The following is a 25790-nucleotide window of genomic DNA, read 5'->3' on the forward strand; positions in this document are numbered from 1 at the left end:
CCTCCAGGCTTCGCCATCTCGATGCTGGGCAATTCCAAAGCGTACGGGCCGGCCACCTTTGCGACAAGCCGCGAAGAGTGGACCCGTAACGACCCGGACGACCGATCGTACACCTGTTCCAATGAGCACGTCAGGGCCCTCGGCCCGGGGCTCGCCCGGCCGCCGGAAGTCCTGCCGGCGAACGGTACTGTCGGGTCCGTGACCGATCTGGTACGGGCGGAGACCCCGGTGGTGATGGGCGTCCTCAACGTCACGCCCGACTCCTTCTCGGACGGCGGCAGATACGCCGATCTGGACGCCGCCGTCGCACACGGCGTGCGACTGCGCGCCGACGGGGCGGACCTGGTCGACGTCGGGGGCGAATCCACCCGGCCCGGCGCCGACCGGGTGGACGCGGAGACCGAGACCGCCCGGGTGCTGCCGGTGGTGCGGGAGCTGACCGCCGCCGGCATCCCGGTCAGCATCGACACCAGCCGGGCCCGGGTCGCCGAGGCCGTCCTCGCCGCCGGCGCGGCCGTGGTGAACGACGTCTCCGGCGGGCTCGCCGACCCGGACATGGCCCGCGTGGTCCGCGACGCCGGGTGCCCGTGGGTGCTCATGCACTGGCGGGGCCACTCCCGCGAGATGCGCGACCTGGCCCACTACACGGACGTGGTGGCCGACGTCCGGGCCGAGCTGGGCGCGCGGGTCGACGCGGCGCTCGCCGCCGGCGTGGCCGCCGACCGGATCGTCGTCGACCCCGGGCTCGGCTTCGCCAAGACCGCCGCGCACAACTGGGAACTCAGCGCCCGCCTGCCCGAGCTGGTCGACCTCGGCTTCCCGGTCCTGTTCGGGGCCAGCCGCAAGTCCTACCTGGGCCGGCTGCTCACCGACCCGGCGGGCGCGCCCCGCCCCACCGCCGGCCGGGAGGCCGCGACGATCGCGACCAGTGTGCTCGCCGTGGCCGCCGGCGCCTGGGGGGTACGCGTGCACGACGTCCGGGGCACCGCCGACGCGCTCGCCGTCTGGCGTGCCACCGGCCGCCCCCGGCTGGCCACCGCGGGCGCCGGCGCGACCGGAGGAGGGGACCGATGACCGACCGGATCGAGCTGACCGGCCTGCGCGCGCACGGCCGGCACGGGGTCTACGACTTCGAGCGCGCCCAGGGCCAGGAGTTCGTCGTCGACGCCGTGCTCGAGCTCGACCTGGGTCCGGCCGCCCGCTCCGACGAGGTGACCGACACCGTGCACTACGGCGAGCTGGCCGAGCGGCTGGTCGCGGTGATCACCGGCGACCCGGTGAACCTGATCGAGACGCTCGCCGACCGGCTGCTCGCGGTCTGCCTGGCCGAGCCGCTGGTCGCCGCCGCGACGGTGACCGTGCACAAGCCGGAGGCCCCGATCCCGCACGCCTTCCGGGACGTGGCCGTCACCATGCGGCGTACCCGGTGACCCGGGCGGTGCTGTCGATCGGCAGCAACCTCGGCGACCGCCTCGACCACCTGCGCGGCGCGGTGACCGCGCTCGGCGACGCCGTGCTGCTGGTCTCCGGTGTCTACGAGACTCCACCGTGGGGGGACGCGGACCAGCCCGCGTACCTGAACGCGGCGGTGATGGTCGCGGACCCGGCGGCGACGCCGGGCGACTGGCTGGCGCGGGCCCGGGCCGCCGAGGCGGCGGCCGGGCGCACCCGCGACGCGGACCGGCGGTACGGGCCGCGCACGCTCGACGTGGACGTGATCGCGGTCTGGGACGACGCCGGGCGGCCCGTGCTCAACGACGACCCCGAGCTGACCCTGCCGCACCCCCGCGCCCACCTGCGCGCCTTCGTGCTGCGGCCGTGGATCGACATCGAGCCGCACGGCCGGCTGCCCGGGCACGGCTGGCTGACCGACCTGCTCAACGCCGAGCCGTTGGCCGCCGACGCCCTGGAACTGAGCCCGCGACCGGATCTGACGCTAGAGTCGGACGCATGAGTACGACCGGGTCCCCACAGGATCCCGACCGCTTCCGGATGGGTCCGACCCGGGTCTCCACGCTTGTGGTGGCCGGTCTGGCCGCCGCCGCCGTGGCCTGGCTGCTGATCAGCAACTTCTACGGCGACTTCGCCGCCGACCTGCCCTGGTTGCCGGTGATCACGCTGGCCGGGCTGGCCGTGTTGGAGGGTTACGCGGCGGTCAACACCCGGGGCCGGATCGAACGGCGACCCGGACGGGAGCCGGTGAACCCGCTGCTGGTGGCCCGCTTCGTGGTGCTCGCCAAGGCGTCCGCGCTGGCCGGAGCGATCTTCGCCGGCTTCTACGCCGGGCTGGCCGGCTGGCTCTTCGTCGAGCCGACCAACGCCGCCGTCGGCGACCGCCCCGCCGCGGTGGCCGGGCTGGTCGCCTCGCTGGCCCTGGTCGCGGCGGCGCTCTGGCTGGAACGGTCGTGCCGGGTGCCTGAGCAGGAGGACGACTCCGACCGCGAGCCGGGCGACCGGGAAACCCCGCGCGGGCGCCTCTGATCAGGGGGTTCCCCACACCCCGGCCCGCAGGTACCGTCCCTGGCGACCGGAGAGCGACGGCCGCCACCGGTCCGCCCGCCCGTGGGCCGGACGCGGCCACCTGGGAGGCGCGGCCAATGGGGTACGACGAGGCGGACCGGACCGCGTCACCGGAGACCTCCTCCGGCGTACCGGCCGCCGTGCTGGAGAACGTCTTCGACGACCCGTCCCACGGCGAACCCGGCCGGGACCGGATCGCGGTGCACGTGGTCTGGGAGTTCCTGCTGCTGGCCGGGCTGGCCGCGGTGACCTGGCTGCTCTGGCGGGAGGACGCGGACGCGCTGCGCGGCGGCGCGCTCAAGACGCTGCTCGTCGACGTGGCCGGGCTCGGCCTGCTCACCCTGGCCGCCGGGCTGAGCCTGCGGGCCGCCGCGGTGAACCTGGCGGTCGGTCCGGTCGCGCTGGCCGCCGCGATGCACTTCGCCGAGCAGGGCGACCGGGGTGCCCGGGAGGCGCTGCTTCCGGCGCTCGCGGTGGCCGCGGTCGGCGGGCTGGCGCTCGCCCTGGTCGTGGTGGTGCTGCACGTGCCGGGCTGGGCGGCGAGCCTGGCCGGCGCGGCCGGCGTGATCGTCTACCTGGAGCGGCGGACCGCCCCGGTCGCGGTCCAGGGCGAGTACGACCCCCGGCGCACCGCGCTCTACCTCTTCGTCGGCTTCGCCGCGGTGGCCGTCCTCGGTGGCCTCTTCGGTGCGATCAAACCGGTCCGCCGGCTGATCGGCCGGTTCCGTCCGGTCACCGACCCGGCCCGGCGGCGCGGGGCGGTCGCCGCCGTCGTGACCGCGCTGGCGCTCGTCGGCTCCACGGTGCTGGCGATGCTCGGCGGAGTGCTGATCGCCGCGAACGGGGACGGTCCGGTGGCCCCCGGCACCGGGCTGGACTGGACGGTGCTGGCGGTCGGCACGGTCCTGCTCGGCGGCACCAGCGCGTACGGCCGGCGCGGCGGTGTCTTCGGCACGCTGATCGCGGTCAGCCTGGTGGTGGTGTTCCTGGCCTGGACCGTGGCGCACGACTGGTCGATCGGCCGGTGGGCCCTGGGCGGGGCGGTGCTCGGCGCCGGGCTGCTGGTCACCCGGCTGGTCGAGACGTTCGGCCGGCCCCGCCCGGCCCCGCACGTGACGGCCGTGCCCGGCCCGCCGCGCCCGGTCGGGGACGGCCGGATCAGCACCGGCTGGACGACGACCCCGACGCCCGAGCCGACCGACACCTGGCCGTCGGTGCTGCCCGTACGCGAGACCGACACCCCGGTCGACGCCTGGGAGGCGCCCCGCTGGGAGAGCGAGCCGCGGCGCTGGGACGCCGACCGCTGACGTCGAGGAGGGTCGGCTCCGGCGGGGGTCGCGTCCGGCGGGCCGGAGCTGATCTCGCCGGTTAGGCTCGGCGGCATGAGCGAGACTCCTGCCCCCGGCGGCCGTACCTTCGACGAGCTCGACAAGCTCTCCACCGAGGAGCTGCGCGAGCAGGCGTTCCACCTGGCCCGGGAGCGTCGCGACGTGGGGTTCTTCTGGTCGGTGCTGCGGCACCTGCCGAACGCCGACGAGGCCGCCGCCCTGGACGGCGCGCCGAACTCGGTCGGGCCGACCATCGACGAGGCCAACGCGCTGTGGCGGGAGTTGACCGGGCACGGCTACGACGAGTCCGCGCCGCTGCTGCGCGCCGCCTTCATCGACTACCTGATGAAGCACTGACCCGTGGCCGCCCGCCGGCCGACGGCGGTCGCGCGGACGCGCAGGTTTGCCCGGCGCGGCGGCCCGGGAACTGACCGCTCCATGGCCCTCACCAACCGCCCCCGCACCGTCCCCCGGTACGGCACGGCCGCCGGCACCGGCACGCTCGCCGCGTTCCTGCTCGTCGCGGTCGGCGGCAGCCCGATGTACGGGAACTGGGCGCAGGGCAGCACCGACCCGACCGGAGCCGGTGGCTGGTTCCTGCGGCTGCTCTCCTGGCCGGCCTGGCGGTGGCACGCCGACGAGGGGCTGCTCACCACCAACCTGCGGGCGATCCTGCTGCTCGTGGTCGCCGCGGCGCTGCTCTACCTGCTGCCCGGCCCGCAGGTGGACCGGGTGGCCGCCTCGGGCAGCCAGTTCCTCTCCGGTTGGGGCGCGTACGCCCTGGCCGGCGGGATCACCGCCCTGCTCGCCACGCTCCTCGGACCGCACGGCACGCTCTTCGCCGCCTTCCAGGCCGCGAGCGGCGGCGTCACGTACGGCTTCTTCGCCGGCTGGATCGTCGGTCTGGCCAGCCTGGGCGGCCGGGCCTGACTCGCCGTACGGCGGGCCGGGCCCGATCCTCCGGTGACCGGTCCGGCCGGCCGCGCGGGCCGGTCAGGCGCCGTCCACCGCGCCCAGGCTCAGCACCCGGCTGCGCGCGATCAGCCCCACCGGGCTGCCGTCCTCGGTGACCAGCGCGTGGTCGGCGCCGGAGGTGAGCAGCGCGCCCAGCGCGTCGTAGGCCGAGTCGCCGAGCGGCACCGTGGGCAGCCCGGTCCCGCCGTCGGCCGGGAGCGGGTCGAGCACCGCGCGGGTCAGCGGGGTGACCGCCAGCCGGCGGATGCCCCGGTCGGCGCCGACGAACTCGCGGACGAACGCCGAGGCGGGCGAGCCGAGCAGCGCGGCCGGGCTGTCGTACTGCTCCAGCACGCCACCCTCGGAGAGCACCGCGATCCGGTCGCCCAGCCGGACCGCCTCGTCGAGGTCGTGGGTGACCAGCACGATGGTCTTGCGCACCTCGGCCTGGAGCCGCAGGAACTCCTCCTGGAGCCGGGTCCGCACGATCGGGTCGACGGCCGAGAACGGCTCGTCCATCAGCAGCACCACCGGGTCGGCGGCGAGGGCGCGGGCGACGCCCACCCGCTGCCGCTGCCCGCCGGAGAGCTCGTGCGGGTAGCGCCGGCCGAACTGCGCCGGGTCGAGGCCGACCAGTTCCAGCAGCTCGCCGACCCGGGCGCGGGTGCGTTCGCGCGGCCAACCGAGCAGCCCCGGCACGGTCGCCACGTTGGCGGCGACGGTCTGGTGCGGGAACAGGCCGACGTTCTGGATCACGTATCCGATGCGGCGGCGCAGGGTCACCGGGTCGACGCGGGTGACGTCGTCGTCGCCGAGCAGGATCCGTCCGTCGGTCGGCTCGATCAGCCGGTTGATCATCCGCAGCACCGTCGACTTGCCGCAGCCGGACGGGCCGATCAGCACCACCAGCTCGCCCGCCTTGACCTCCAGGCTCAGCTCGCGGACCGCCTCGGTGCCGTCCGGGTAGCGCTTGCGGATGCGCTCCAGCGTGATCGAGGCGGCGCCGTGACCGGCGGTGGTGCCCGGGGTAACGTCCACGTGTGTTCCTCCACCTGAGCTACCGGGCCGCCCCGGGCAATCCGTGGTTCTCCTGGCAGTACGTGCGGGACAACTCTGACACCATCCTCGCCGCGCTGCGCGAGCACACCTGGTTGACCGCCCGGGCCGTGGTGATCGCCGCGCTGGTGGCGCTGCCGCTCGCGGTGGCAGCGTACTGGTTCCGCTCGCTGGCCGCGTCGATCCTGGCGCTGACCGGCGTGCTCTACACGATCCCGTCGCTGGCGCTGTTCGCCTTCCTCGCGCCCTACCTCGGCATCGGGGCGATCACCGTGCTCACCGTGGTGGCGCTCTACGCGCTGCTGGTCATCGTGCGCAACACGCTGGCCGGCCTGAACCAGGTGCCACCGGAGGTGCGGGAGGCCGCCGAGGGCATGGGCTACGGCCGCTGGGGCCGGCTGGTCCGGATCGAGCTGCCGCTGGCGCTGCCCGGCATCCTCACCGGCGTACGACTGGCGACCGTCTCCACGGTCGCGCTGGTCACCGTGGGCGTGGTGGTGGGTCGGGGCGGGCTGGGCCAGCTCATCTTCGCCGGCTTCCAGAACAACTTCTACAAGGCGCAGATCATGACCGGCACGGTGCTCTGCGTGCTGCTGGCGCTGGTGCTCGACCTGGTCCTGGCGGGGGTGGGCCGGCTGCTCACGCCGTGGCTGCGCGGGCGGGTCCGGTGAGCGCGAGGAGTGCAGCGCAGCGGAGCCCCGCAGTCGCGAACGGAGGGCAGGCACGGTGAACCCGGTGCAGCACGCGGTGCTCTGGCTGAACGACCCGCTGAACTGGACCAACCCCGGCGGCGTGCTGGACCGCCTCGGCGAGCACCTGAGCATGTCCGCCCTGGCGGTGCTGCTGGGTTGCCTGGTGGCGTGGCCGATCGGCCTCTGGCTCGGCCACAGCGGCCGGGGCGGCGGGCTGGTGCTGCTGGTCTCCAACGTCACGTTGGCGATCCCGACCCTGGCCCTGCTGACCATCCTGCCGCTGACCTTCCTCGGGTTCGGCCGGTCGGCGGTGGTGGTGGCGCTCGCGGTCTTCGCGGTGCCGCCGCTGCTGGCGAACGCGTACACCGGGGTGCGGCAGGCCGACCCGGAGGCCCGGGACGCCGCGCGCGGGATGGGGCTCTCCGGCGGGCAGGTGCTGCGCCGGGTGGAGTTGCCGCTCGCGGTGCCCTACCTGGCGGCGGGGTTCCGCACCGCGGCCGTGCAGGTGGTGGCGACCGCGGCGTTGGCATCCTTCGTCAACGGTGGCGGGCTGGGCCAGATCATCCGGGCCGGGTTCGGGCTGGACATCGCGGCCGGCGGCGGCCAGATCATCGCCGGCGGTGTCCTGGTGGCCGGCCTGGCGCTGCTGGTCGAGGGGATCCTCGCGGTGCTGGAGCGGGTGGTCACGCCACGCCCGCTGCGGCGGGTCAGCCGGCGGGCGAACCGCCGTGCGGCCGCGGCCACGGCCGGCGGCTGATCTTCCGGCGGCCCCTCGCCGGCCCGTCGGTGAGTCCGGCATCACAGCGCATCCGACCCGCTGGTGACGATCGGATGACGAAAACCGCTCCGAGTTTGTCGGTCGGGTCCGGAGGATGTTGGGTGAAGTCGCGGGCGGCCGTCCGGATCGCCCGTCGGACACGCGGCCGGCCCCATCGGGGTCGCGCCGGGACACGGAAGGCGGGCACTGATGCGCGCACGTGCACGGCTGGCCGCGGGGGCCTTCGGCGCCCTCGCCGCGGCAACTCTCCTCACGGGCTGCGGTGACGCCGGCTCGTCCGGCACCGACGCTCCCGAGGCGGGCGCCTCGGGTGCCGGCTGCGCCCCGGTGGCGGGTGACCAGCTGGTCGTCCTCACCGACGACAAGAAGCTGCAGAACACCGACAACGTCCTCCCCGCGATCAACAAGAAGGCGGCGACGCCGCAGCTGGTCGCCGCGCTGGACAAGGTCTCGGCGAAGCTCGACACCCCCAAGCTGATCCAGCTCAACCGGGCGGTCGACGTCGACCGGAAGACGCCCCAGGTGGCGGCGCAGGAGTTCGCCGCCGCCAACGGCGTGACCGACGGGATCGAGAAGGGTCCGGGCGGCCAGGTGACGGTGGGCGCGGGCAACTTCAGCGAGAGCCAGACCGTCGCCGAGCTCTACAAGATCGCGCTCACCGCGGCCGGCTACCAGGTCAAGGTGCAGACCATCGGCAACCGGGAGCTCTACGAGCCGGCCCTGGAGAAGGGCCAGGTCCAGGTCGTCCCGGAATACGCCGCCACCATGGCCGAGTTCCTCAACACCAAGGCCAACGGCAAGGACGCCCAGCCGGTGTCGTCCCCCGAGCTGGAGAAGACCGTCGCCGCGCTCAAGACCGAGGGCGACAAGGCGGGCCTGGTGTTCGGCCAGCCCTCCCAGGCGCAGGACCAGAACGCGTTCGCGGTGACCAAGGCATTCGCCGAGAAGTACGGCCTGTCGACGCTCTCCGACCTGGCCGCGAAGTGCTCCGGGCAGGCCACCGTGCTCGCCGGCCCGCCGGAGTGCCCGCAGCGGCCGAAGTGCCAGGCCGGGCTGGTCGAGGTCTACGACTTCAAGGCCGGCTCGTTCAGTTCGCTGGACGCGGGTGGCCCGCAGACCAAGAACGCGCTGAAGACCGGCGCCGCCAGCGTCGGGCTCGTCTTCTCCTCGGACGCGGCGCTCGCCACGAGCTGATCCGTCGCCGCCGGCCGGTCGAACCGGCCGGCCGGCGGCGATCCCCGACGGGGCTGCTGGTCAGCGACCGTGCATCCGATCGCGTCGACCCGTTCCCCTCCGGTGGAACTCTCGGTAATCTGCTCAGCCATGCCCGCCTCGGTCGCCCCCGCCGACAAGCGCACTCCGACGCCGCTGACCGTCCTGTTCTGGATCGGCGTGGGGTTGGCGCCCCTGGCGGCGCTCATCCTGCTGGTCGCCGACGGCAACGGCACGCTGCGGTTCGGCGCCGTGCTGGCGATCCTCGCCGTGGTGCTGATCGGTCTCTCCATCGCGCTGCGGGCCGAGAACGGCTCCGGTGACGCCGGGACCGAGGAGTTGCGCGAGGAGCTGGAGCAGCTCCGGCGCGAGTTGCGGTCCGAGATCGTGGCCGCCGCCCAACGTGGCAATCAGGCGCTCGACCAGGCTCGGCGGGCGGAGGAGACGGCCGGCGCGGTGCGTCAGCGGCTCGACGCGGCAGCCGCGGGTCTGGCCGCCGCGCCCGCCGAGGAGCGCCCGGGCGGACGGGCCCGGGTGCCGGTGGCCGGCGCGTACGACGCGGGACGGGCGCACCCGGCCGGCCGCGACGAGGACGCCCCGGGCCGGTCGTCGGGCGCGCGCTACGGCGCCGACGACGCGTCCCGGCACGACGTCGACCGCCCCGACGCTCACGCCGGTACGGGCTGGGGCCGGCCCGAGCCGTACGACGCCGACCCGTCGGGCCCGTACGCCGGGGAGCGCGCGGAGCCGGGCGGCTACCGGGCCGACCCGGACCGCTCCGGCGCGGACCGCCCGGGGTTCGCCGGCTACGGCGCCGAACCGGCCCGGTCCGACCCGCGCGGCACGGAGTGGCCGTCCGCCGGCGCGCCGGGCGCGGACCGGCCGTCGGCCGGCGGGTACGGCCAGGACCGGCCGTCGCCCGGCGGATACGGCCAGGACCGGTCGTCGGCCGGCGTCTACGGCGCGGCGCGGGTGGCCGAGCCGGCCCGGTCGGAGCAGCCCCGCCCCGTCGGCGTGGTCCACCACACCGAGACGGTGCACGTCACCACCCGGCACACCATCGTCGACGGTGGCGAACCGGCGGGCAGCCGGTACGGCGGGCTCGCCGGCCGCTGGTCACCGGGGGCGGACGACCGGCCGCGGGGTACGGAGGCGGCCGACCACCGGGGCGTTGGGCACCGCGAGTCGGGCCGGGACGAGCCGGCCCGATCCGGATGGTCCGGCTCGGAGGAGGACGGCTGGCTGGGCGGCCTGCGGTCCGGCCCGGGCGCGGAACGGACCTGGCCCCGCGACGACGGCGCCCGCGACGACGGCTACCGGGCCGGCGCGCCCGGTGACGGCTACCGGCCCGCCCCGTCGGACGACGCCTACCGCACCGGCCCGTCGGGTGACGGCTACCGGCCCGCCCCGTCCGGCGACGGCTACCGACCCGGCCCGTCGGGTGACGGCTACCGACCCGGCCTGTCCGGCGACGGATACGCGCGGACCGGCGACGGGCGCGAGCACCCCTGGGCCGGTGTCGGCCGGGCCGCGGGCGGCCAGCGGGGCTGGCCGGCGGACGACGACTGGTCGCGGGGCCCGGGATCGGACCGGCCGGCGGACGAGCAGCGCGACTGGTCCGGCCCGGGTGACGACCGGACCGGTCCGGCGGCGGGCGGGGGGCGAGGCGACCGCTCCTGGCCGCCCGCGGAGCAGGCCGGGCGGGCGCAGGTGGCCGAGCCGGACGGCGCGCACTGGTCGCAGGTGCGGGCCGCCGGCAACCGCTGGGCGGCGGTCCGCGACGACGACCGGGGGCGGGAGATCCGGGTCGGGGAGCGGCGGGCCGCGGTGCACGAGGACGGCGGGGGCACCGAGTACCGGGTCGAGGACCGGTGGGCATCCGTCCGTGGCGCACCGGCCGGCGGCTGGTCGCCGGAGAGCCACCCGGCGCTGCCGGCCGGCGGGGTCCCGGTGCCGCAGGAGTGGCGACCGCCGACGCAGCGCAGCGGCCAGCCGGAGTGGCGCGAGGTCGAGCCGGAGTGGCGGCAGCCCGAGCCGGAGTGGCGCCGGCCGGAGCCCGGCGGCTACGGTCAGCCGCCCCGCGACACCGACGACCGCTGGCGCTGACCGCGCCCCGGGCTCACTTGTCGATGTCGCCGACCACGAAGAACATCGAGCCGAGGATGGCGATCAGGTCGGGGACCAGGCACCCGGGCAGCAGCGTCGACAGCGCCTGCACGTTCGCGTACGAGGCGGTGCGCAGCTTGAGCCGCCACGGCGTCTTCTCGCCCCGGGAGACCAGGTAGTAGCCGTTGATGCCGAGCGGGTTCTCGGTCCAGGCGTAGGTGTGTCCCTCGGGCGCCTTGACCACCTTGGGCAGCCGGGTGTTCACCGGCCCGGAGATCCGGTCCACCCGGTCCAGGCACTGCTCGGCGAGGTCGAGCGAGGCGTACACCTGGTCGAGCAGCACCTCGAACCGGGCGTGGCAGTCCCCGGCGGTCTTGGTCACCACCGGCACGTCGAGCTGGTCGTAGGCCAGGTAGGGCTCGTCCCGGCGCAGGTCCAGGTCGAGCCCGGAGGCCCGGGCGACCGGCCCGGACGCGCCGAACGCGGCGGCGTCGGCCGCGGAGAGCACGCCGACCCCGACGGTACGGGCCAGGAAGATCTCGTTACGCCGGATCAGGTGGTCCAGATCCGGCATCCGGCGGCGTACCTCGGCGATGGCGGCGCGGGCCCGGCCGGTCCAGCCGGCGGGCACCTCCTCCTTCAGGCCGCCGACCCGGTTGAACATGTAGTGGATCCGGCCGCCGGAGACCTCCTCCATCACCGCCTGGATGGTCTCCCGTTCCCGGAACGCGTAGAACATCGGCGTGATCGCGCCGATCTCCAGCGGGTAGGAGCCGAGGAACATCAGGTGGTTCAGCACCCGGTTCAGCTCGGCCAACGCCATCCGCAGCCAGGTGGCGCGCTCCGGCACCTCCATGCCCATCAACCGCTCGACCGCGAGCACCACGCCCAGCTCGTTGGAGAACGCCGACAGCCAGTCGTGCCGGTTGGCCAGCACGATGATCTGCCGGTAGTCGCGTACCTCGAAGAGCTTCTCCGCCCCCCGGTGCATGTAGCCGACGATCGGCTCGGCGGCGACCACCCGCTCCCCGTCGAGCACCAGCTTCAGCCGCAGCACGCCGTGCGTCGAGGGGTGTTGCGGCCCGATGTTGAGCACCATGTCGGTGCCGAGCTGCTCACCGCCGGCGCCGGTCCCGACGGTCAGCTCGCGGAGGTCGCCGGCGTCCGTGGTCATGCCCGTCATCGTGCCATGGTCGCCTCGGGCGCGACGCCGACCGGCTGCCGCAGCCACCAGTGCCCGCCGAGTCCGGCCGGGTCGGTCAGCTCGGCCGCCGCCGACGCACCGGCCAGCGCGCGCAGGTAGCCGGCCGGGTCCCGGGAGGCCAGCGCCAGCGGTGGTCGGCCGCCGTCGGCTCCGAGCGCCCGCAGCGCCTCCCGCTGCGACACCAGGGTGTACGCGCACCCCGCGACCCGCGCGCCGGCGGCGGCCACCGAGTCCATGGCGACGTGCGCGGTTACGTCGCACGACCCGTCGGGAACCGGCGACACCTGCCGCCCGTCCCGGTACCCGGTCAGCGTCCCGTCCAGGGGCCGGGCGTCCCGCAGGTGCCCGTAGTCCACCGCCAGCGCCAGCCCCCGCTCGACCCGCCCCACCGCCTCCGCCCACGCCTCGTCCCGAGTCCTCCCCACCTCCGCCCGGGTCGGGGTGGGGGGCCACCAGTGGGTCAGCCAGGTGGTGTCGGTGGGGGAGACGGTGGGGCCGGGGGTCTCGTGGCCGGTGGTGGGGTCGACCAGCAGGTGCCGCCAGCCGTCCGGGGTGGGGGTGGCGACGTCCAGGGGGACGTTGTCCAGCCACTCGGTGGCCAGCAGCAGGCCGGTGATCCCCTCGGGGATCTCGTGGCGCCAGTCGATGCCGGGTGGCAGGTCGGCGGGGCGTTCGGCGCGTTCCACCGCGACCGGGTGGATCCGGTCGGCCAGGTCCGGGTCGGCCCGCGTCAGCAGCGCGCGGAGCAGCTCGCCCCGGCCGGCGCCCACGTCGACCACGTCCAGCCGGGCCGGCCGCCCCAGCGCCTCGTCGACGGCGGCGAGCTGCCGCAGCAGGCAGGCGGCGAAGACCGGTGAGGCGTGCACGCTGGTGCGGAAGTGGGCGGCGGGGCCGGGGCCGGCCACGAAGAAGCCGTCCGGCCCGTAGAGGGCCCGTTCCATCGCGTCGCGCCAGCGCAGCGCGGGGTACCCGGACGTCACCGGGCCGACCCTACGGCCCGCCCTGGCCGGGGTCGTCCGGCGACCCGCCGACCCGGCGTCGAGCGGCGCGGACGTACCCGTACGGGGGGTTCCTCCGCCACCGGAGCGGGCGCTTCGGGCGGTCGGTGAAGGTTTTCACACCTTCTTGTTTCCGGTCTGTCACCCGGGCGCATACTTGCCATCGACCGGTACCCCCTTCGAGGACTGGATCGCTGCCATGAGCGCACCGCTGCGCCCGCGGGCCACTCGCGCCCCGCTCGCCTTCCCCCGCACCCTCACCGTCGGCGTGCTCGGCGCCGGCCGGGTCGGTTCGGTGCTCGGCGCGGCCCTCGCCGCCGCCGGTCACCGCGTGGTGGCCGCCTCGGGCGGTTCCGGCGCCAGCCGGGCCCGGGTGGCGCTGCTCCTGCCGCAGACCCCGCACCGCTCCGCCGCCGCCGTGGCCCGGGCCGCCACCGACCTGCTGATCGTGGCCGTACCCGACGACGCCCTGGCCGACGTGGTCGCCGACCTGGCCGCGAGCGGCGCGCTGCGCCCCGGCCAGGTGGTCGCGCACACGTCCGGCGCGCACGGGCTGGCCGTCCTGGCCCCGGCCGCCGCGGCCGGCGCCCGGCCGCTCGCGCTGCACCCCGCGATGACCTTCACCGGTACGCCGGACGACCTGTCCCGGCTCGCCGGCAGTTCCTACGGCGTGACCGCGCCGGCCGAGCTGCGCCCGTTCGCGGCCCGGTTGGTGGCCGACCTGGGCGGCGTGCCGGAGTGGGTGGGGGAGGCCGACCGGCCGCTCTACCACGCGGCGTTGGCGCACGGCGCGAACCACCTGGTCACCCTGGTCAACGAGGCGGCCGACCGGCTGCGCGACGCCGGGGTGGACCGGCCGGAGAAGGTGCTCGCCCCGCTGCTGCGGGCGGCCCTGGAGAACGCGCTGCGGCTCGGCGACGACGCGCTCACCGGCCCGGTGTCCCGGGGCGACGCGGGCACCGTACGCCGGCACCTGGACCGGCTGGCGCGGACCGCGCCGGAATCCGTACCGGCCTACCTGGCGTTGGCCCGACGGACGGCGGACCGCGCCGTCGCGGCGGGCCGGCTGCGCCCGGCGGACGCCGCGTCGCTGCGGGACGTGCTGGACGGGATGGAGGTTGTCGCCTGATGGTGGACGTGCTGCACACGCGCAAGGAGTTGGCGGCGGCCCGGGAGGGGCTGACCGGCACCGTCGGCGTGGTGATGACCATGGGCGCGCTGCACACCGGGCACGAGACGCTGCTGCGGGCCGCCCGCGAGCGGGCCGACCACGTGCTGGTGACGATCTTCGTGAACCCGTTGCAGTTCGGCCCGAACGAGGACTTCGACCGCTACCCGCGCACGCTCGACTCCGACCTGGAGATCTGCCGGCGGGCCGGGGTGGACCTGGTGTTCGCGCCGTCGGTGGCCGAGATGTACCCGGAGGGTCAGCCGACGGTGCGCCTGGACCCGGGCCCGCTCGGCGAGGACCTGGAGGGCCTGAGCCGGCCCGGCTTCTTCCACGGCGTGCTCACCGTGGTCATGAAGCTGCTCCAGCTCACCCGCCCCGACCTGGCCTTCTTCGGCGAGAAGGACTACCAGCAGCTCACCCTGGTGCGCCGGATGGTCCGTGACCTCGACGTGCCGACCGAGATCGTCGGGGTGCCGACCGTGCGGGAGCCGGACGGCCTGGCGCTGTCCAGCCGCAACCGCTACCTGTCGGCCGACGAGCGGCGGGCCGCGCTGAGCCTGTCCGCCGCGCTGCGCGCGGGTGTCGCGGCGGCCGAGCGGGGCGACGACGCCGGGGCGGTGCTGGCCGCCGCGCACCGGGCCTTCGACCCGGGTACGCCGGACGCCCGCCTCGACTACCTGGTGCTCACCGACACCGACCTGGAGCCCGGTCCGGTCTCCGGCCCGGCCCGGCTGTTGATCGCCGCCTGGGTCGGCGCCACCCGACTGATCGACAACACGGCGCTCCACCTCGCGCCGCGTCCCTGACCCCACCACGAATGCGGAAAGGCACCCCGATGCTCCGGACCATGCTCAAGTCGAAGATCCACCGGGCCACGGTGACCCAGGCCGACCTGCACTACGTCGGTTCGGTGACGGTGGACGAGGACCTGCTCGACGCGGCGGACCTGATCCCCGGCGAGCAGGTCGCGATCGTGGACATCACCAACGGCGCCCGGCTGGAGACGTACGTGATCCCGGGCCGGCGGGGCAGCGGCGTGATCGGCATCAACGGCGCCGCCGCGCACCTGGTGCACCCCGGTGACCTGGTCATCCTCATCTCGTACGGCCAGATGGACGACGCCGAGGCGCGCTCTTACCAGCCCCGCGTGGTGCACGTCGACGCGGACAACAGGGTCGTCGACCTGACCGCCGACCCCACCACCGCCGCCCCCGGCACCGCCGGCGACCCCGTCCCCAACCCCCTCGCCGCCGCCCTGAACTGACCTCGCCCCTGCCCCCGCCCCCGCCCCCGCCCGTCGATCTTGCACTTTCGGTCCCTCGTTCGCCCGGTCTGCACCTTTCGTCCGGGCCGTAACTGCAAGATCAACGGGGTGGGAGGAGGGGGCCGGCGCGGTCTGTTACCGGAAGGTCATTTTCGGCTACCCTGAGCGGACCGTCGGAATCGACGGTCGTCGGGCTGGGGGAGGCGCGATGGGCCGTGTGACGCGGGGCCTGCTCGCCGCCGTGGTCGCGACAGCGGCGCTGGTCGGGTGCGCCTCCTCGGGCGGGCTGGACGGGGACCTCACCGACGACTGGGCGCCGATGGGTCGGCCCGGTCCGTTCACCCCGGCGGCCGGGGTGTGCCAGGTCGCCGACTTCACCCCGACGGTCGGCCTGGCCGCGTACGCCCCGGTCGGCTGCGACCTGCCGCACCGGGTGGAGACCGTGCACGTCGGGGCGTTCACCGTCGGCCGGGCCACGCCGCCCCCGCTCGACTCACCCGAGCTGCGCACCGCCTTCGCCGAGTGCGACACCCGGGCCAGCGGCTTCGTCGGCGACGACTGGCGGGCCGGGCGGCTCCGGCTGGCCGTGGCGGTGCCCACCGGCGCCGGCTGGACGGCCGGCTCCCGCTGGTTCCGGTGCGACCTGACCGAGCTGAACACGGTCGAGGCGGCGGCCACCGTGGTGACCCGCACCGGCAGCCTCCGGGACGCGCTCAAGCCGCCGTCCCCGCTGCGTCTGGGCTGCCAGCGCACCGGCCAGGACCGGCGGCGGGTGCAGACGCTCACCCCGGTCGACTGCGCGGTGGCGCACGACGCCGAGTTCGTCGGCGTCTGGCTCGCGCCGGCCCGCCCGTACCCGAGCAGGCCGGCGGACTGGGCGCCGCTCTACGACGGCTGCTACGGCGCCGTCGCGCGCTGGACCGGCGTGCCCGCCGACCCGGTCCTGCGCTACCGCAGCGGCGTGGTGGTGCGCCCGCCCGGCGCGGCCCGCTGGGCGGTGGGCGACCGGGGCGTCCGGTGCTACCTGTGGCTCAGCGACCGCACCGTGACCGCCTCGTTGAAGGGCGCCGGCCCGGCCGGGCTGCCGCTCCGGACGAGGTAGCCGAAACCACTCGTCCCGCCCCCGTGGCCCGGAGCGAGGACGCTTCGGGTTGACTGTCCGCATGGACCTATCCACCGTCGACCTGCCGGCGCTGCCCCGGCTGCTCGCCGCGCCCGCGCCCGGTTGGGTGGAGACGACCGACGTCATCGTGGTCGGCTCCGGGGTCGCCGGGCTGACCGCCGCGCTGCACCTGCGCGAGGCCGGCCTGCACGTCACCGTCGTCACCAAGGTCGACATGGACGAGGGCTCCACCCGCTGGGCGCAGGGCGGCATCGCCGCGGTGCTGGACCCGGCGGACAGCCCGGGCGCGCACGCGTACGACACGGAGGTGGCCGGCGTCGGCCTCTGCGACCCGGCCGCGGTGCGGGCGCTGGTGGAGGAGGGCCCGACCCGGCTCCGCGAGCTGATGCGGATCGGAGCGGAGTTCGACCGCAACCCGGACGGCTCGCTGATGCTCACCCGGGAGGGCGGGCACCGGGCCGACCGGATCGTGCACGCCGGCGGCGACGCCACCGGCGCCGAGGTGCAGCGGGCGCTGCACGCGGCGGTACGCCGCGACCCCTGGATCCGGCTGGTCGAGCACGCGCTGGTGCTGGACCTGCTGCGCGCGCCCGGCGACGGGCCGGGCGGCCTCGGTCCGGCCTGCGGGATCACCCTGCACGTGCTCGGTGAGGGCAGCGAGGACGGCGTCGGCGCCGTCCTCGGCCGCGCGGTGGTGCTGGCCACCGGCGGGATGGGGCAGATCTTCGCCGCCACCACCAACCCGGCGGTCTCCACCGGCGACGGGGTGGCGCTCGCGCTGCGCGCCGGCGCGGCCGTCACCGACCTGGAGTTCGTCCAGTTCCACCCGACCGCGCTGATCGTGCCGGCCGGCGGGCCGGGCGCCGGCCTGGCGCAGCAGCCGCTGGTCTCCGAGGCGCTGCGGGGCGAGGGCGCCCACCTGGTCGACGGCGACGGCAAGCGGTTCATGGTCGGCCAGCACGAGCTGGCCGAGCTGGCCCCCCGCGACGTGGTGGCCAAGGGCATCCACCGGGTCCTGCTCGCCACCGGCGCGGACCACGTCCACCTGGACGCCCGGCACCTCGGCGGCGACTTCCTGGCCCGGCGGTTCCCCACCATCGTGGCGTCCTGCCTGGCCATCGGCGTGGACCCGGCGACCGACCTGATCCCGGTGGCCCCGGCCGCCCACTACGCGTCGGGCGGCGTCCGGACCGACCTGCGCGGCCGCACCTCGATCCCCGGCCTGTACGCCTGCGGCGAGGTGGCCTGCACCGGGGTGCACGGCGCCAACCGGCTGGCCAGCAACTCGCTGCTGGAGGGGCTGGTCTTCTCCCGCCGGATCGCCGAGGACATCGCCGCCGGTCTGCCCGAGCAGGCCCGGCCGGCGGAGACCGGCGCCTGGGTCGGCGGGCAGGGCTGGCTGGTGCCGGCCGGGGGCACGCCGGACCTGCAACGGGCGATGACCCGGGGCGCGGGCGTGCTCCGCTCGGCGGACACGCTGGCCGGCACCGCCGCCGCGCTCACCGCGCTGGGCGCGGGTCGGGGCGTGCCGCGTACCGCCGACTGGGAGGCGACGAACCTGATCACGGTGGCGTCGACGCTGGTCGCCGCCGCGTACGCCCGGCGGGAGACCCGGGGCTGCCACTGGCGGGAGGACTTCCCGTCGGCGGACGACAGGTGGCGGGGCCACCTGGTGGCCGAGGTGGGCCCGGACGGGCGGCTGACCGAGAACTGGGAGGATGTTTCGTGATCGAGTCGACGCGGCGGGCGCTGCGGGACGGCGGCCTGGACCCGGAGTCGATCCGGCGGATCGTCGTCGACACCCTGGCCGAGGACCTCGGCCCGGACTTCCTCGACGTCACCAGCGTCGCCACCATTCCGGCCGAACAGCAGGACACGGCCGACCTGGTGGCGCGCGCGGACGGCGTGGTGGCCGGGCTGCCGGTGGCGGCCGCGGTGTTCGAGCTGGTGGGCGAGGTGACCGGCGCCGACCGTACGGTCGAGGTGTCGTTGGTGGCCCACGACGGGCAGCGGGTGGCGCGCGGCGACGTGCTGGCCACCGTGACCGGGCCGACCCGGCTGCTGCTCACCGCCGAGCGGACGGCGCTCAACCTGCTCTCCCGGATGTCCGGGGTGGCGACCCACACCCGGGCCTGGGCCGACGCGCTCGCCGGCACGAAGGCCATGGTGCTCGACACCCGCAAGACCACGCCGGGGCTGCGCGCGCTGGAGAAGTACGCGGTCCGGGCCGGCGGTGGCACCAACAAGCGGATGGGCCTCTACGACGTCGCCATGATCAAGGACAACCACAAGGTGGGCGCGGGCGGGATCGGGGCGGCGTTCCGCCGGGTCCGGGCGGCGTTCCCGGAGGTTCCGGTGCAGGTGGAGGTGGACACCCTGGCCGAGGCGGTGGAGGCGGTCGAGGCAGGGGCCGGGTTCCTGCTGCTGGACAACATGACCCCGGCGCAGCTGCGCGACGTGGTGGCCGCGGTCGGCGACCGGGCGGAGCTGGAGGCGACCGGCGGGTTGACCCTGCCGGTGGCGGCCGAGTACGGGGCCACCGGTGTCGACTACCTCTCCGTCGGCGCGCTCACCCATTCGTCGCCGATCCTCGACATCGCCCTCGACCTGCGCGAGGAATGACGTGCGGCTCGCCACCCCGGCTCACTCCGCGCGCTTCGACCGCGGCGCGAGCGCCGTCTAGGCTGCCGCTGTGCTGCTCTGCATCGACATCGGAAACACCAACACCGTGCTGGCGACCTTCGACGGCGACAAGCTGGTGCACTCCTGGCGGATCAAGACCGACGCCCGTTCCACCGCGGACGAGCTGGGCCTGATGTTCCGCGGGCTGCTGGCCGGTGACGCCGTGGAGATCACCGGGGTGGCCGCCTGCTCGACCGTGCCGGCGGCGCTGCGCTCGCTGCGCACCATGCTCGGCCGCTACTACGCGGACCTGCCCAGCGTGATCGTCGAGCCCGGCGTCCGCACCGGCGTGCAGCTCGCCATCGACAACCCGAAGGAGGTGGGCGCGGACCGGGTGGTGAACACGCTGGCCGCGTACACGCTCTACGGCGGGCCGTCGATCGTGGTGGACTTCGGCACCACCACCAACTTCGACGTGATCAGCGACCGGGGCGAGTTCCTCGGCGGGGCGTTCGCGCCCGGCATCGAGATCTCCTTCGACGCGTTGGCCGCCCGCGCCGCCCAGTTGCGCAAGGTGGAGGCCACCCGTCCCCGCTCGGTGATCGGCAAGAACACCGTCGAGTGCCTCCAGGCCGGTCTCTACTTCGGCTTCGCCGGCCAGGTCGACCGGATCGTCGAGCGGATGTCCGAGGAGTTGGGCGACGTCAGGGCGGTGATCGCCACCGGCGGCCTGGCCTCGCTGGTGCTCGGCGAGTGCCGCACCATCACCCACCACGAGCCGATGATCACCCTGATCGGCCTGCGGATGGTCTACGAGCGCAACACCTGAGGTGCAAGGAAGGGCCCCCTCTTAACGCCTCCGGTAGAGGAAGGGCCCCCTGTTAACGCCGGCGGGCCCGGAGCACGAGCGTCCGGTACGGCAGCTCGACGGTGTCCCGGCCGACCAGGTCGGGGTGGCCGGCGAACAGCTCGGTCAGCCCGTCGTCGACCCGGGCCCGCTCCGCCGGGGTGGCGGTCAGCCAGTACGACCGGGTGTGCAGCATGCCCACCACCTGGTCCGGCGTGAGCGTGGTCGCGTGCGCGAACTCGCCCACCTCGACCGGCGTGAAGGCGGGACCGAAGTCGGCGTACCGGCCGGTCACGTCACCGGCGGTGTCGCCGAGGTGGGCGATCCGGGTCAGCTCGGCCACCCAGGCGACCCGCTCGTCCCGGACGTTCCACACCGGCGCGAACGTGCCGCCCGGGCGCAGCACGCGGGCGATCTCGACGTGCGCCCGCTCCCGGTCGAACCAGTGGTAGGCCTGCCCGGCCAGCACGGCGTCCGCCGACGCGTCCGGCAGCGGCACCGCCTCCGCGCCGCCCGCCAGCGCCGTCGTGCCCGGCGTGGCGGCCGCGAGTTGCGCCCGCATCCCCGGATCCGGCTCCACGGGTACGACGTGCTGCCCGAGCGCCAGCAGGCCCCGGGTGAGGATGCCGGTGCCGGCGCCGAGGTCCACCACCCGGGCCGGGGCGTCCAGCCCGTCCAGCGCCCAGCGCAGGGCCGCCTCGGGATAGCGGGGTCGGAACCGGTCGTACGCGGCGGCGGCGGCGCCGAACGAGAGCGCCGGAGTGGGGTCGGTCATGGCGGGCAGGTTATCCCGTAACGGTCGCCACGCCGCTTGAGTACGCTCATGGGCTGACCCCGCCGTTGTTCCCCAAGGCCTGAGGAAGCGTGCCGTGACCGAGCAGAACGACCTGCCCACCGACCCCGCCGACGACCTTCCCGAGCAGATGAAGGTCCGCCGGGAGAAGCGGGACCGGATGCTCGCCGAGGGGGTCGAGCCGTACCCGGTCGGCTTCCCGCGGACCACCACGCTCGCGCGGCTCCGCGAGCGCTACGCCGAGCTGCCCACCGACACGGCCACCGGGGACCGGGTCTCGGTCACCGGTCGGGTGATCTTCATCCGCAACACCGGCAAGCTCTGCTTCGCCACCCTGCGCGACGGCGACGGCACCGAGCTTCAGGCGATGCTCTCGCTGGACCGGGTCGGCGCGGAGCGGTTGGCCGACTGGAAGCGCCTGGTCGACCTCGGTGACCACGTCGGCGTGACCGGCGAGGTGATCACGAGCCGGCGCGGCGAGCTGTCGGTGCTGGCCGACGAGTGGGCGGTCACCGCGAAGGCGCTGCGCCCGCTGCCGGTGGCGCACAAGCCGCTCAGCGAGGAGTCCCGGGTCCGCCAGCGGTACGTGGACCTGGTGGTGCGCCCGCAGGCCCGGCAGATGGTGCGCACCCGGGCCACCGCGGTGCGCAGCCTGCGCGACACGCTGCACGGGCAGGACTTCATCGAGGTGGAGACGCCGATGCTGCAGTTGCTGCACGGTGGCGCGGCGGCCCGCCCATTCGTGACCCACAGCAATGCGCTCGACACCGATCTGTATCTGCGAATCGCGCCGGAACTGTTTCTCAAGCGCGCGGTGGTCGGTGGCGTGGACCGCGTCTTCGAGATCAACCGCAACTTCCGTAATGAGGGCATCGACTCCTCGCACTCGCCGGAGTTCGCGATGCTGGAGACCTACCAGGCGTACGGCGACTACGACACGATGGCGGAGCTGACGAGAAATCTCGTGCAGCAGGCCGCCGTCGCGGTCGCCGGCTCCACGGTGGTGACGCACGCCGACGGCCGGGAGTTCGATCTGGGCGGCGAGTGGCGGTCGGTGACGCTGTTCGGTGTTCTTTCCGAAGCGCTCGGTGAGGAGGTCACCGTCCGCACGGAAAGGTCACGCCTGGTCGAGTACGCGGACAAGGTCGGCCTCTCCGTCGACCCGAAGTGGGGGCCGGGCAAGCTCGCGGAGGAGTTGTTCGAGGAACTGGTGGTGCCGTCCCTGCAGGCGCCCACGTTCGTGCGCGACTACCCGGAGGAGACCAGCCCGCTGACCCGGGCCCACCGCAGCGAGCCGGGCCTGGCCGAGAAGTGGGACCTCTACGTGCTCGGTTTCGAGCTGGGCACCGCGTACTCGGAGCTGGTCGACCCGGTCGTGCAGCGGGAGCGGCTGGTGGCCCAGGCGCAGCTCGCGGCGCGCGGCGACGACGAGGCGATGCGACTCGACGAGGACTTTCTCCGGGCCATGGAGTACGGAATGCCGCCGGCCGGTGGTATGGGAATGGGAATCGACCGGCTCCTGATGGCCTTGACCGGCCTGGGAATTCGGGAAACCATCCTGTTCCCGTTGGTCCGGCCCGAGTAGGCGCGCAAACCTTCTCCGGCTCGTTACCCGGTCCTATTGACGGAGCAAGCATCGGGCGGGTTATCGTGCTTGCGAGTATTCGCAGGAGCGTGACCCTGCTCGAAAGGAATGTGGGACGTGGCCAAGCAGATCATTCACAAGCTGGTCGATGACCTGGACGGCGGGGACGCTGACGAGACTGTCAAGTTCGCGCTCGACGGCGTGCAGTACGAGATCGACCTCTCCGCCTCCAACGCTGAAAAATTGCGCGACGTATTCGCGCCGTACATCGCGCACGGCACGCGGGTGGGTCGTGGGGGTGTGGTCGTGGGCGGCCGGGCCGCGCGCGGTCGGGGCGGCGCCACCGCCGACCGTGAGCAGAACCGTGCCATCCGCGAGTGGGCCAAGAAGGCCGGCAAGGACATCTCCGACCGGGGCCGGATCCCGCAGGAGATCGTGGACGAGTACCACGCGAAGGCGGGGCACTGACCCCGACCCTCGTGAGACGGGCGACCCGACGCCGGACCGGAGTGCGACTCCGGGCCGGCGTCGCCGTTTCCGCCCCGGGGTGCCGCGTGTCCGGTTCCGGGCCGACCCCGCGCCGGCGGGAAGAAAACCCCGTCCGGACCGGTTGTCCACAGGCGGTGGAGATTCCGTCCACAGGCTGTGGACGACCGTGGCGGGCGCGTACACCCCGCCCGAACCCCCCGACCGGGACTTTCCACCGCCGGTCGAATTTCGCTCTGCGCGTACAGGTAGGGGTCCCGGAACACCTCCTGAGCGTGGACGGTTGTCAGAAACGACGTCGGAACGGTCATTCGCGGGGACACACGACCTCAGCGGAGACGGTCCGCGGCGATAGAGTAAGGAGGCACGGACGCCGTCCCGGACGTCCGCGCACCGGCCCCGCCGAGATCTGACCATCAAGGCGCACGGCACGTGAGGAGCACGAGGGCATGTTCGAGCGGTTCACCGACCGAGCGCGACGGGTTGTCGTCCTGGCCCAAGAAGAGGCCCGGATGCTCAACCACAACTACATCGGTACGGAGCACATCCTGCTGGGCCTCATCCACGAGGGTGAGGGCGTCGCCGCCAAGGCTCTGGAGAGCCTGGGCATCTCCCTGGAGGGCGTGCGCCAGCAGGTCGAGGAGATCATCGGCCAGGGCCAGCAGGCGCCGAGCGGGCACATCCCGTTCACGCCGCGGGCCAAGAAGGTGCTGGAGCTGTCGCTGCGCGAGGCGCTGCAGCTCGGCCACAACTACATCGGCACCGAGCACATCCTGCTCGGCCTGATCCGCGAGGGTGAGGGCGTCGCCGCCCAGGTGCTGGTCAAGCTCGGCGCCGACCTGAACCGGGTCCGCCAGCAGGTGATCCAGCTGCTCTCGGGCTACCAGGGCAAGGAGCCCGCCGCGGCCGGCGCCGCGCCGGGCGAGGCCGCGCCGTCGACCAGCCTCGTGCTGGACCAGTTCGGCCGCAACCTGACCCAGGCCGCCCGCGAGGGCAAGCTCGACCCGGTCATCGGGCGCGAGAAGGAGATCGAGCGGGTCATGCAGGTGCTGTCCCGCCGCACCAAGAACAACCCGGTGCTGATCGGCGAGCCGGGCGTCGGCAAGACCGCCGTGGTCGAGGGGCTGTCCCAGAAGATCATCAAGGGCGAGGTGCCCGAGACGCTCAAGGACAAGCAGCTCTACACGCTCGACCTGGGCGCCCTGGTGGCCGGCTCCCGCTACCGCGGTGACTTCGAGGAGCGCCTCAAGAAGGTGCTCAAGGAGATCCGCACCCGCGGTGACATCATCCTGTTCATCGACGAGATCCACACCCTGGTGGGTGCGGGTGCGGCCGAGGGCGCGATCGACGCCGCCAGCATCCTCAAGCCGATGCTGGCCCGTGGCGAGCTGCAGACCATCGGTGCCACCACCCTCGACGAATACCGCAAGCACCTGGAGAAGGACGCCGCCCTCGAGCGCCGCTTCCAGCCGATCCAGGTGGGTGAGCCCTCGCTGGCGCACACCATCGAGATCCTCAAGGGCCTGCGGGACCGCTACGAGGCGCACCACCGGGTGAGCATCACCGACGCGGCCCTCGTCGCGGCGGCCACCCTGGCCGACCGCTACATCTCCGACCGCTTCCTGCCGGACAAGGCGATCGACCTGATCGACGAGGCCGGCGCGCGGATGCGGATCCGCCGGATGACCGCGCCGCCGGACCTGCGTGACTTCGACGAGCGCATCGCCCAGGTGCGCCGCGACAAGGAGTCCGCGATCGACGCGCAGGACTTCGAGCGGGCCGCGCAGCTGCGCGACAAGGAGAAGCAGCTCCTCGGTCAGAAGGCGCAGCGGGAGAAGGAGTGGAAGGCCGGTGACCTGGACGTCGTCAGCGAGGTCGACGACGAGCAGATCGCCGAGGTGCTCGGCAACTGGACCGGCATCCCGGTCTACAAGCTGACCGAGGAGGAGACCTCGCGCCTGCTGCGCATGGAGGACGAGCTGCACAAGCGCGTCATCGGCCAGGAGGACGCGGTCAAGGCGGTCTCGAAGGCGATCCGGCGGACCCGGGCCGGCCTGAAGGACCCGAAGCGCCCGTCCGGCTCGTTCATCTTCGCCGGCCCGTCCGGTGTGGGTAAGACCGAGCTGTCCAAGGCGCTCGCCGAGTTCCTCTTCGGCAGCGAGGACGCGCTGATCCAGCTGGACATGTCCGAGTTCCACGACCGCTACACGGTGTCGCGGCTGGTGGGTGCCCCTCCCGGCTACGTCGGCTACGACGAGGGCGGGCAGCTGACCGAGAAGGTGCGTCGCCGGCCGTTCTCGGTGGTGCTGTTCGACGAGATCGAGAAGGCCCACCCGGACGTGTTCAACACGCTCCTGCAGATCCTCGAGGACGGGCGCCTCACCGACGGCCAGGGCCGGATCGTGGACTTCAAGAACACGGTCATCATCCTGACCACCAACCTCGGTACCCGTGACGTCGCGAAGGCCGTCTCGCTGGGCTTCCAGGCCTCTGAGGACTCCGAGTCGAACTACGACCGGATGAAGCAGAAGGTCAACGACGAGCTCAAGCAGCACTTCCGGCCCGAGTTCCTGAACCGGATCGACGACACCATCGTCTTCCACCAGCTGCGCGAGAACGAGATCCTCTCGATCGTCGACATCATGATCCAGCGGATCGAGTCGCAGCTGCGGAACAAGGACATGGGTCTCGAGCTGACCGACAACGCCAAGAAGTACCTGGCGAAGAAGGGCTTCGACCCGGTGCTGGGCGCGCGGCCGCTGCGTCGCACGATCCAGCGCGACATCGAGGACAACCTCTCCGAGCGGATCCTGTTCAACGAGCTGACCCCGGGTCAGATCGTGGTGGTCGACTGCGAGGGCGACCCCGAGAACATCGACAAGTCCAAGCTCGTCTTCCGGGGCGCGGACCGGCCGGACGCCGTGCCGGACGCGGTCCCGGCGGACCTCGGCGGCACTGCCGCCACCGGCGCGGACGACGCCGCCTGATCCGGGCGGAACATCGAGGGCGGCGGCCCCGGCTGGCGAAAGCCACCGGGGCCGCCGCCTTTCC

25 protein-coding genes are annotated in these 25790 nt (G+C 74.2%); 21 read left to right on the plus strand and 4 right to left on the minus strand.

Annotated features, from left to right (window positions below; all coding sequences use genetic code 11):
• Window positions 1–198 precede the first annotated feature (198 nt).
• The 7 genes from folP (at window position 199) to CO540_RS21420 (ending at window position 4778) form a co-directional block, all read left to right on the plus strand.
• Window positions 199–1074, plus strand: coding sequence for a dihydropteroate synthase (folP, locus tag CO540_RS21390; protein ID WP_099163386.1), 876 nt, complete (start codon window positions 199–201; stop codon window positions 1072–1074).
• Window positions 1071–1430 carry a dihydroneopterin aldolase gene (gene folB / locus CO540_RS21395; RefSeq protein WP_091568647.1) on the plus strand — a complete coding sequence of 120 codons (360 nt, stop codon included), beginning with the start codon at window positions 1071–1073 and terminating at the stop codon, window positions 1428–1430. Before folP ends, folB begins: the two co-directional genes overlap by 4 nt.
• On the plus strand, window positions 1427–1954 hold the full coding sequence (gene folK, locus CO540_RS21400; RefSeq protein ID WP_099163387.1) for a 2-amino-4-hydroxy-6-hydroxymethyldihydropteridine diphosphokinase: 528 nt from the start codon (window positions 1427–1429) through the stop codon (window positions 1952–1954). Before folB ends, folK begins: the two co-directional genes overlap by 4 nt.
• 38 nt (window positions 1955–1992) lie before the next feature.
• The gene (locus CO540_RS21405; protein ID WP_172968059.1) at window positions 1993–2481 is read left to right on the plus strand and encodes a DUF3180 domain-containing protein; all 489 of its coding nucleotides are present in this window, start codon (window positions 1993–1995) and stop codon (window positions 2479–2481) included.
• 116 nt (window positions 2482–2597) lie between these two features.
• Window positions 2598–3827, plus strand: coding sequence for an ABC transporter permease (locus CO540_RS21410; protein ID WP_099163389.1), 1230 nt, complete (start codon window positions 2598–2600; stop codon window positions 3825–3827).
• Window positions 3828–3902: 75 nt separating this feature from the next.
• Window positions 3903–4205, plus strand: coding sequence for a hypothetical protein (locus CO540_RS21415; protein WP_091568655.1), 303 nt, complete (start codon window positions 3903–3905; stop codon window positions 4203–4205).
• A gap of 81 nt (window positions 4206–4286) precedes the next feature.
• Window positions 4287–4778: a hypothetical protein gene (locus CO540_RS21420; protein ID WP_099163390.1), complete on the plus strand. Its 492-nt coding sequence runs from the start codon at window positions 4287–4289 to the stop codon at window positions 4776–4778.
• Window positions 4779–4841: 63 nt separating this feature from the next.
• Here CO540_RS21420 and CO540_RS21425 read toward each other — a convergent pair whose 3' ends face one another.
• Complete coding sequence (locus CO540_RS21425; protein ID WP_091568659.1) at window positions 4842–5840, minus strand: ABC transporter ATP-binding protein; 999 nt, start codon at window positions 5838–5840, stop codon at window positions 4842–4844.
• Between the two features lie 2 nt (window positions 5841–5842).
• Between CO540_RS21425 and CO540_RS21430 the strand changes: the two genes are divergently transcribed.
• The 4 genes from CO540_RS21430 to CO540_RS21445 all read left to right on the plus strand — a co-directional run bounded on the left by CO540_RS21430 (window position 5843) and on the right by CO540_RS21445 (window position 10646).
• Entirely contained in the window at window positions 5843–6529 is a 687-nt protein-coding gene (locus tag CO540_RS21430; protein WP_099163391.1) for an ABC transporter permease, read from the plus strand.
• 55 nt (window positions 6530–6584) lie between these two features.
• Window positions 6585–7307 (plus strand): ABC transporter permease, encoded by a 723-nt coding sequence (locus tag CO540_RS21435; protein WP_099163392.1) that lies wholly within the window; start codon window positions 6585–6587, stop codon window positions 7305–7307.
• Window positions 7308–7517: 210 nt separating this feature from the next.
• Window positions 7518–8522, plus strand: coding sequence for a glycine betaine ABC transporter substrate-binding protein (locus tag CO540_RS21440; protein WP_098747605.1), 1005 nt, complete (start codon window positions 7518–7520; stop codon window positions 8520–8522).
• A 129-nt stretch (window positions 8523–8651) separates the two neighbouring features.
• Window positions 8652–10646, plus strand: coding sequence for a hypothetical protein (locus tag CO540_RS21445; protein WP_099163393.1), 1995 nt, complete (start codon window positions 8652–8654; stop codon window positions 10644–10646).
• A gap of 13 nt (window positions 10647–10659) precedes the next feature.
• Here the strand turns inward: CO540_RS21445 and CO540_RS21450 are convergent, their stop codons facing one another.
• Window positions 10660–11829, minus strand: a complete 1170-nt coding sequence (locus CO540_RS21450) for an NADH-quinone oxidoreductase subunit D (RefSeq protein ID WP_172967897.1) — start codon at window positions 11827–11829, stop codon at window positions 10660–10662.
• Window positions 11826–12791 carry an SAM-dependent methyltransferase gene (locus CO540_RS21455; RefSeq protein WP_099164886.1) on the minus strand — a complete coding sequence of 322 codons (966 nt, stop codon included), beginning with the start codon at window positions 12789–12791 and terminating at the stop codon, window positions 11826–11828. Before CO540_RS21455 ends, CO540_RS21450 begins: the two co-directional genes overlap by 4 nt.
• Window positions 12792–13047: 256 nt before the next feature.
• On the opposite strand from CO540_RS21455, the gene CO540_RS21460 reads away from it, so the two are divergent.
• The 7 genes from CO540_RS21460 to CO540_RS21490 all read left to right on the plus strand — a co-directional run bounded on the left by CO540_RS21460 (window position 13048) and on the right by CO540_RS21490 (window position 19857).
• The gene (locus CO540_RS21460; protein ID WP_099163395.1) at window positions 13048–13977 is read left to right on the plus strand and encodes a Rossmann-like and DUF2520 domain-containing protein; all 930 of its coding nucleotides are present in this window, start codon (window positions 13048–13050) and stop codon (window positions 13975–13977) included.
• Entirely contained in the window at window positions 13977–14825 is an 849-nt protein-coding gene (gene panC / locus CO540_RS21465; RefSeq protein WP_099163396.1) for a pantoate--beta-alanine ligase, read from the plus strand. Before CO540_RS21460 ends, panC begins: the two co-directional genes overlap by 1 nt.
• A gap of 29 nt (window positions 14826–14854) precedes the next feature.
• A complete protein-coding gene (panD, locus tag CO540_RS21470) occupies window positions 14855–15283 on the plus strand; it encodes an aspartate 1-decarboxylase (protein WP_099163397.1) in 429 nt (142 codons plus the stop codon).
• Between the two features lie 208 nt (window positions 15284–15491).
• Entirely contained in the window at window positions 15492–16385 is an 894-nt protein-coding gene (locus CO540_RS21475) for a septum formation family protein (RefSeq protein WP_099163398.1), read from the plus strand.
• A 61-nt stretch (window positions 16386–16446) separates the two neighbouring features.
• Window positions 16447–18135 (plus strand): L-aspartate oxidase, encoded by a 1689-nt coding sequence (locus CO540_RS21480; RefSeq protein ID WP_099163399.1) that lies wholly within the window; start codon window positions 16447–16449, stop codon window positions 18133–18135.
• On the plus strand, window positions 18132–19028 hold the full coding sequence (gene nadC / locus CO540_RS21485) for a carboxylating nicotinate-nucleotide diphosphorylase (RefSeq protein ID WP_099163400.1): 897 nt from the start codon (window positions 18132–18134) through the stop codon (window positions 19026–19028). The genes CO540_RS21480 and nadC overlap by 4 nt, the downstream gene beginning before the upstream one ends.
• Window positions 19029–19098: 70 nt before the next feature.
• Window positions 19099–19857: a type III pantothenate kinase gene (locus CO540_RS21490; protein WP_099163401.1), complete on the plus strand. Its 759-nt coding sequence runs from the start codon at window positions 19099–19101 to the stop codon at window positions 19855–19857.
• 52 nt (window positions 19858–19909) lie between these two features.
• Here the strand turns inward: CO540_RS21490 and CO540_RS21495 are convergent, their stop codons facing one another.
• A complete protein-coding gene (locus CO540_RS21495) occupies window positions 19910–20650 on the minus strand; it encodes a class I SAM-dependent methyltransferase (RefSeq protein WP_099163402.1) in 741 nt (246 codons plus the stop codon).
• A 94-nt stretch (window positions 20651–20744) separates the two neighbouring features.
• Here CO540_RS21495 and lysS point away from each other — a divergent pair, with 94 nt between their 5' ends.
• From lysS to CO540_RS21510, 3 genes are all read left to right on the plus strand, one after another.
• Complete coding sequence (lysS, locus tag CO540_RS21500; protein WP_099163403.1) at window positions 20745–22253, plus strand: lysine--tRNA ligase; 1509 nt, start codon at window positions 20745–20747, stop codon at window positions 22251–22253.
• 117 nt (window positions 22254–22370) lie between these two features.
• Window positions 22371–22721, plus strand: a complete 351-nt coding sequence (locus CO540_RS21505; protein ID WP_172967898.1) for an Lsr2 family protein — start codon at window positions 22371–22373, stop codon at window positions 22719–22721.
• Window positions 22722–23188: 467 nt separating this feature from the next.
• Entirely contained in the window at window positions 23189–25726 is a 2538-nt protein-coding gene (locus tag CO540_RS21510) for an ATP-dependent Clp protease ATP-binding subunit (RefSeq protein WP_099163404.1), read from the plus strand.
• The last annotated feature ends 64 nt before the right edge of the window (window positions 25727–25790 follow it).

The sequence above is a fragment of the Micromonospora sp. WMMA2032 genome (genome assembly GCF_002688545.1).
In the GTDB taxonomy this organism is placed as follows: domain Bacteria; phylum Actinomycetota; class Actinomycetes; order Mycobacteriales; family Micromonosporaceae; genus Micromonospora; species Micromonospora sediminicola.

What these genes read in the sequence shown, in the direction of transcription:
- CO540_RS21410 (WP_099163389.1), top strand. Translation starts at nt 2,598, where the DNA reads ATGGGGTACGACGAGGCGGACCGGACCGCGTCACCGGAGACCTCCTCC.
- CO540_RS21475 (WP_099163398.1), top strand. Translation starts at nt 15,492, where the DNA reads ATGGGCCGTGTGACGCGGGGCCTGCTCGCCGCCGTGGTCGCGACAGCG.
- panC (WP_099163396.1), top strand. Translation starts at nt 13,977, where the DNA reads ATGGTGGACGTGCTGCACACGCGCAAGGAGTTGGCGGCGGCCCGGGAG.
- CO540_RS21440 (WP_098747605.1), top strand. Translation starts at nt 7,518, where the DNA reads ATGCGCGCACGTGCACGGCTGGCCGCGGGGGCCTTCGGCGCCCTCGCC.
- CO540_RS21420 (WP_099163390.1), top strand. Translation starts at nt 4,287, where the DNA reads ATGGCCCTCACCAACCGCCCCCGCACCGTCCCCCGGTACGGCACGGCC.
- folB (WP_091568647.1), top strand. Translation starts at nt 1,071, where the DNA reads ATGACCGACCGGATCGAGCTGACCGGCCTGCGCGCGCACGGCCGGCAC.
- CO540_RS21455 (WP_099164886.1), bottom strand. Translation starts at nt 12,791, where the DNA reads ATGGAACGGGCCCTCTACGGGCCGGACGGCTTCTTCGTGGCCGGCCCC.
- panD (WP_099163397.1), top strand. Translation starts at nt 14,855, where the DNA reads ATGCTCCGGACCATGCTCAAGTCGAAGATCCACCGGGCCACGGTGACC.
- CO540_RS21460 (WP_099163395.1), top strand. Translation starts at nt 13,048, where the DNA reads ATGAGCGCACCGCTGCGCCCGCGGGCCACTCGCGCCCCGCTCGCCTTC.
- CO540_RS21510 (WP_099163404.1), top strand. Translation starts at nt 23,189, where the DNA reads ATGTTCGAGCGGTTCACCGACCGAGCGCGACGGGTTGTCGTCCTGGCC.
- CO540_RS21480 (WP_099163399.1), top strand. Translation starts at nt 16,447, where the DNA reads ATGGACCTATCCACCGTCGACCTGCCGGCGCTGCCCCGGCTGCTCGCC.
- CO540_RS21405 (WP_172968059.1), top strand. Translation starts at nt 1,993, where the DNA reads ATGGGTCCGACCCGGGTCTCCACGCTTGTGGTGGCCGGTCTGGCCGCC.
- CO540_RS21445 (WP_099163393.1), top strand. Translation starts at nt 8,652, where the DNA reads ATGCCCGCCTCGGTCGCCCCCGCCGACAAGCGCACTCCGACGCCGCTG.
- CO540_RS21495 (WP_099163402.1), bottom strand. Translation starts at nt 20,650, where the DNA reads ATGACCGACCCCACTCCGGCGCTCTCGTTCGGCGCCGCCGCCGCCGCG.
- CO540_RS21450 (WP_172967897.1), bottom strand. Translation starts at nt 11,829, where the DNA reads ATGACGGGCATGACCACGGACGCCGGCGACCTCCGCGAGCTGACCGTC.
- CO540_RS21415 (WP_091568655.1), top strand. Translation starts at nt 3,903, where the DNA reads ATGAGCGAGACTCCTGCCCCCGGCGGCCGTACCTTCGACGAGCTCGAC.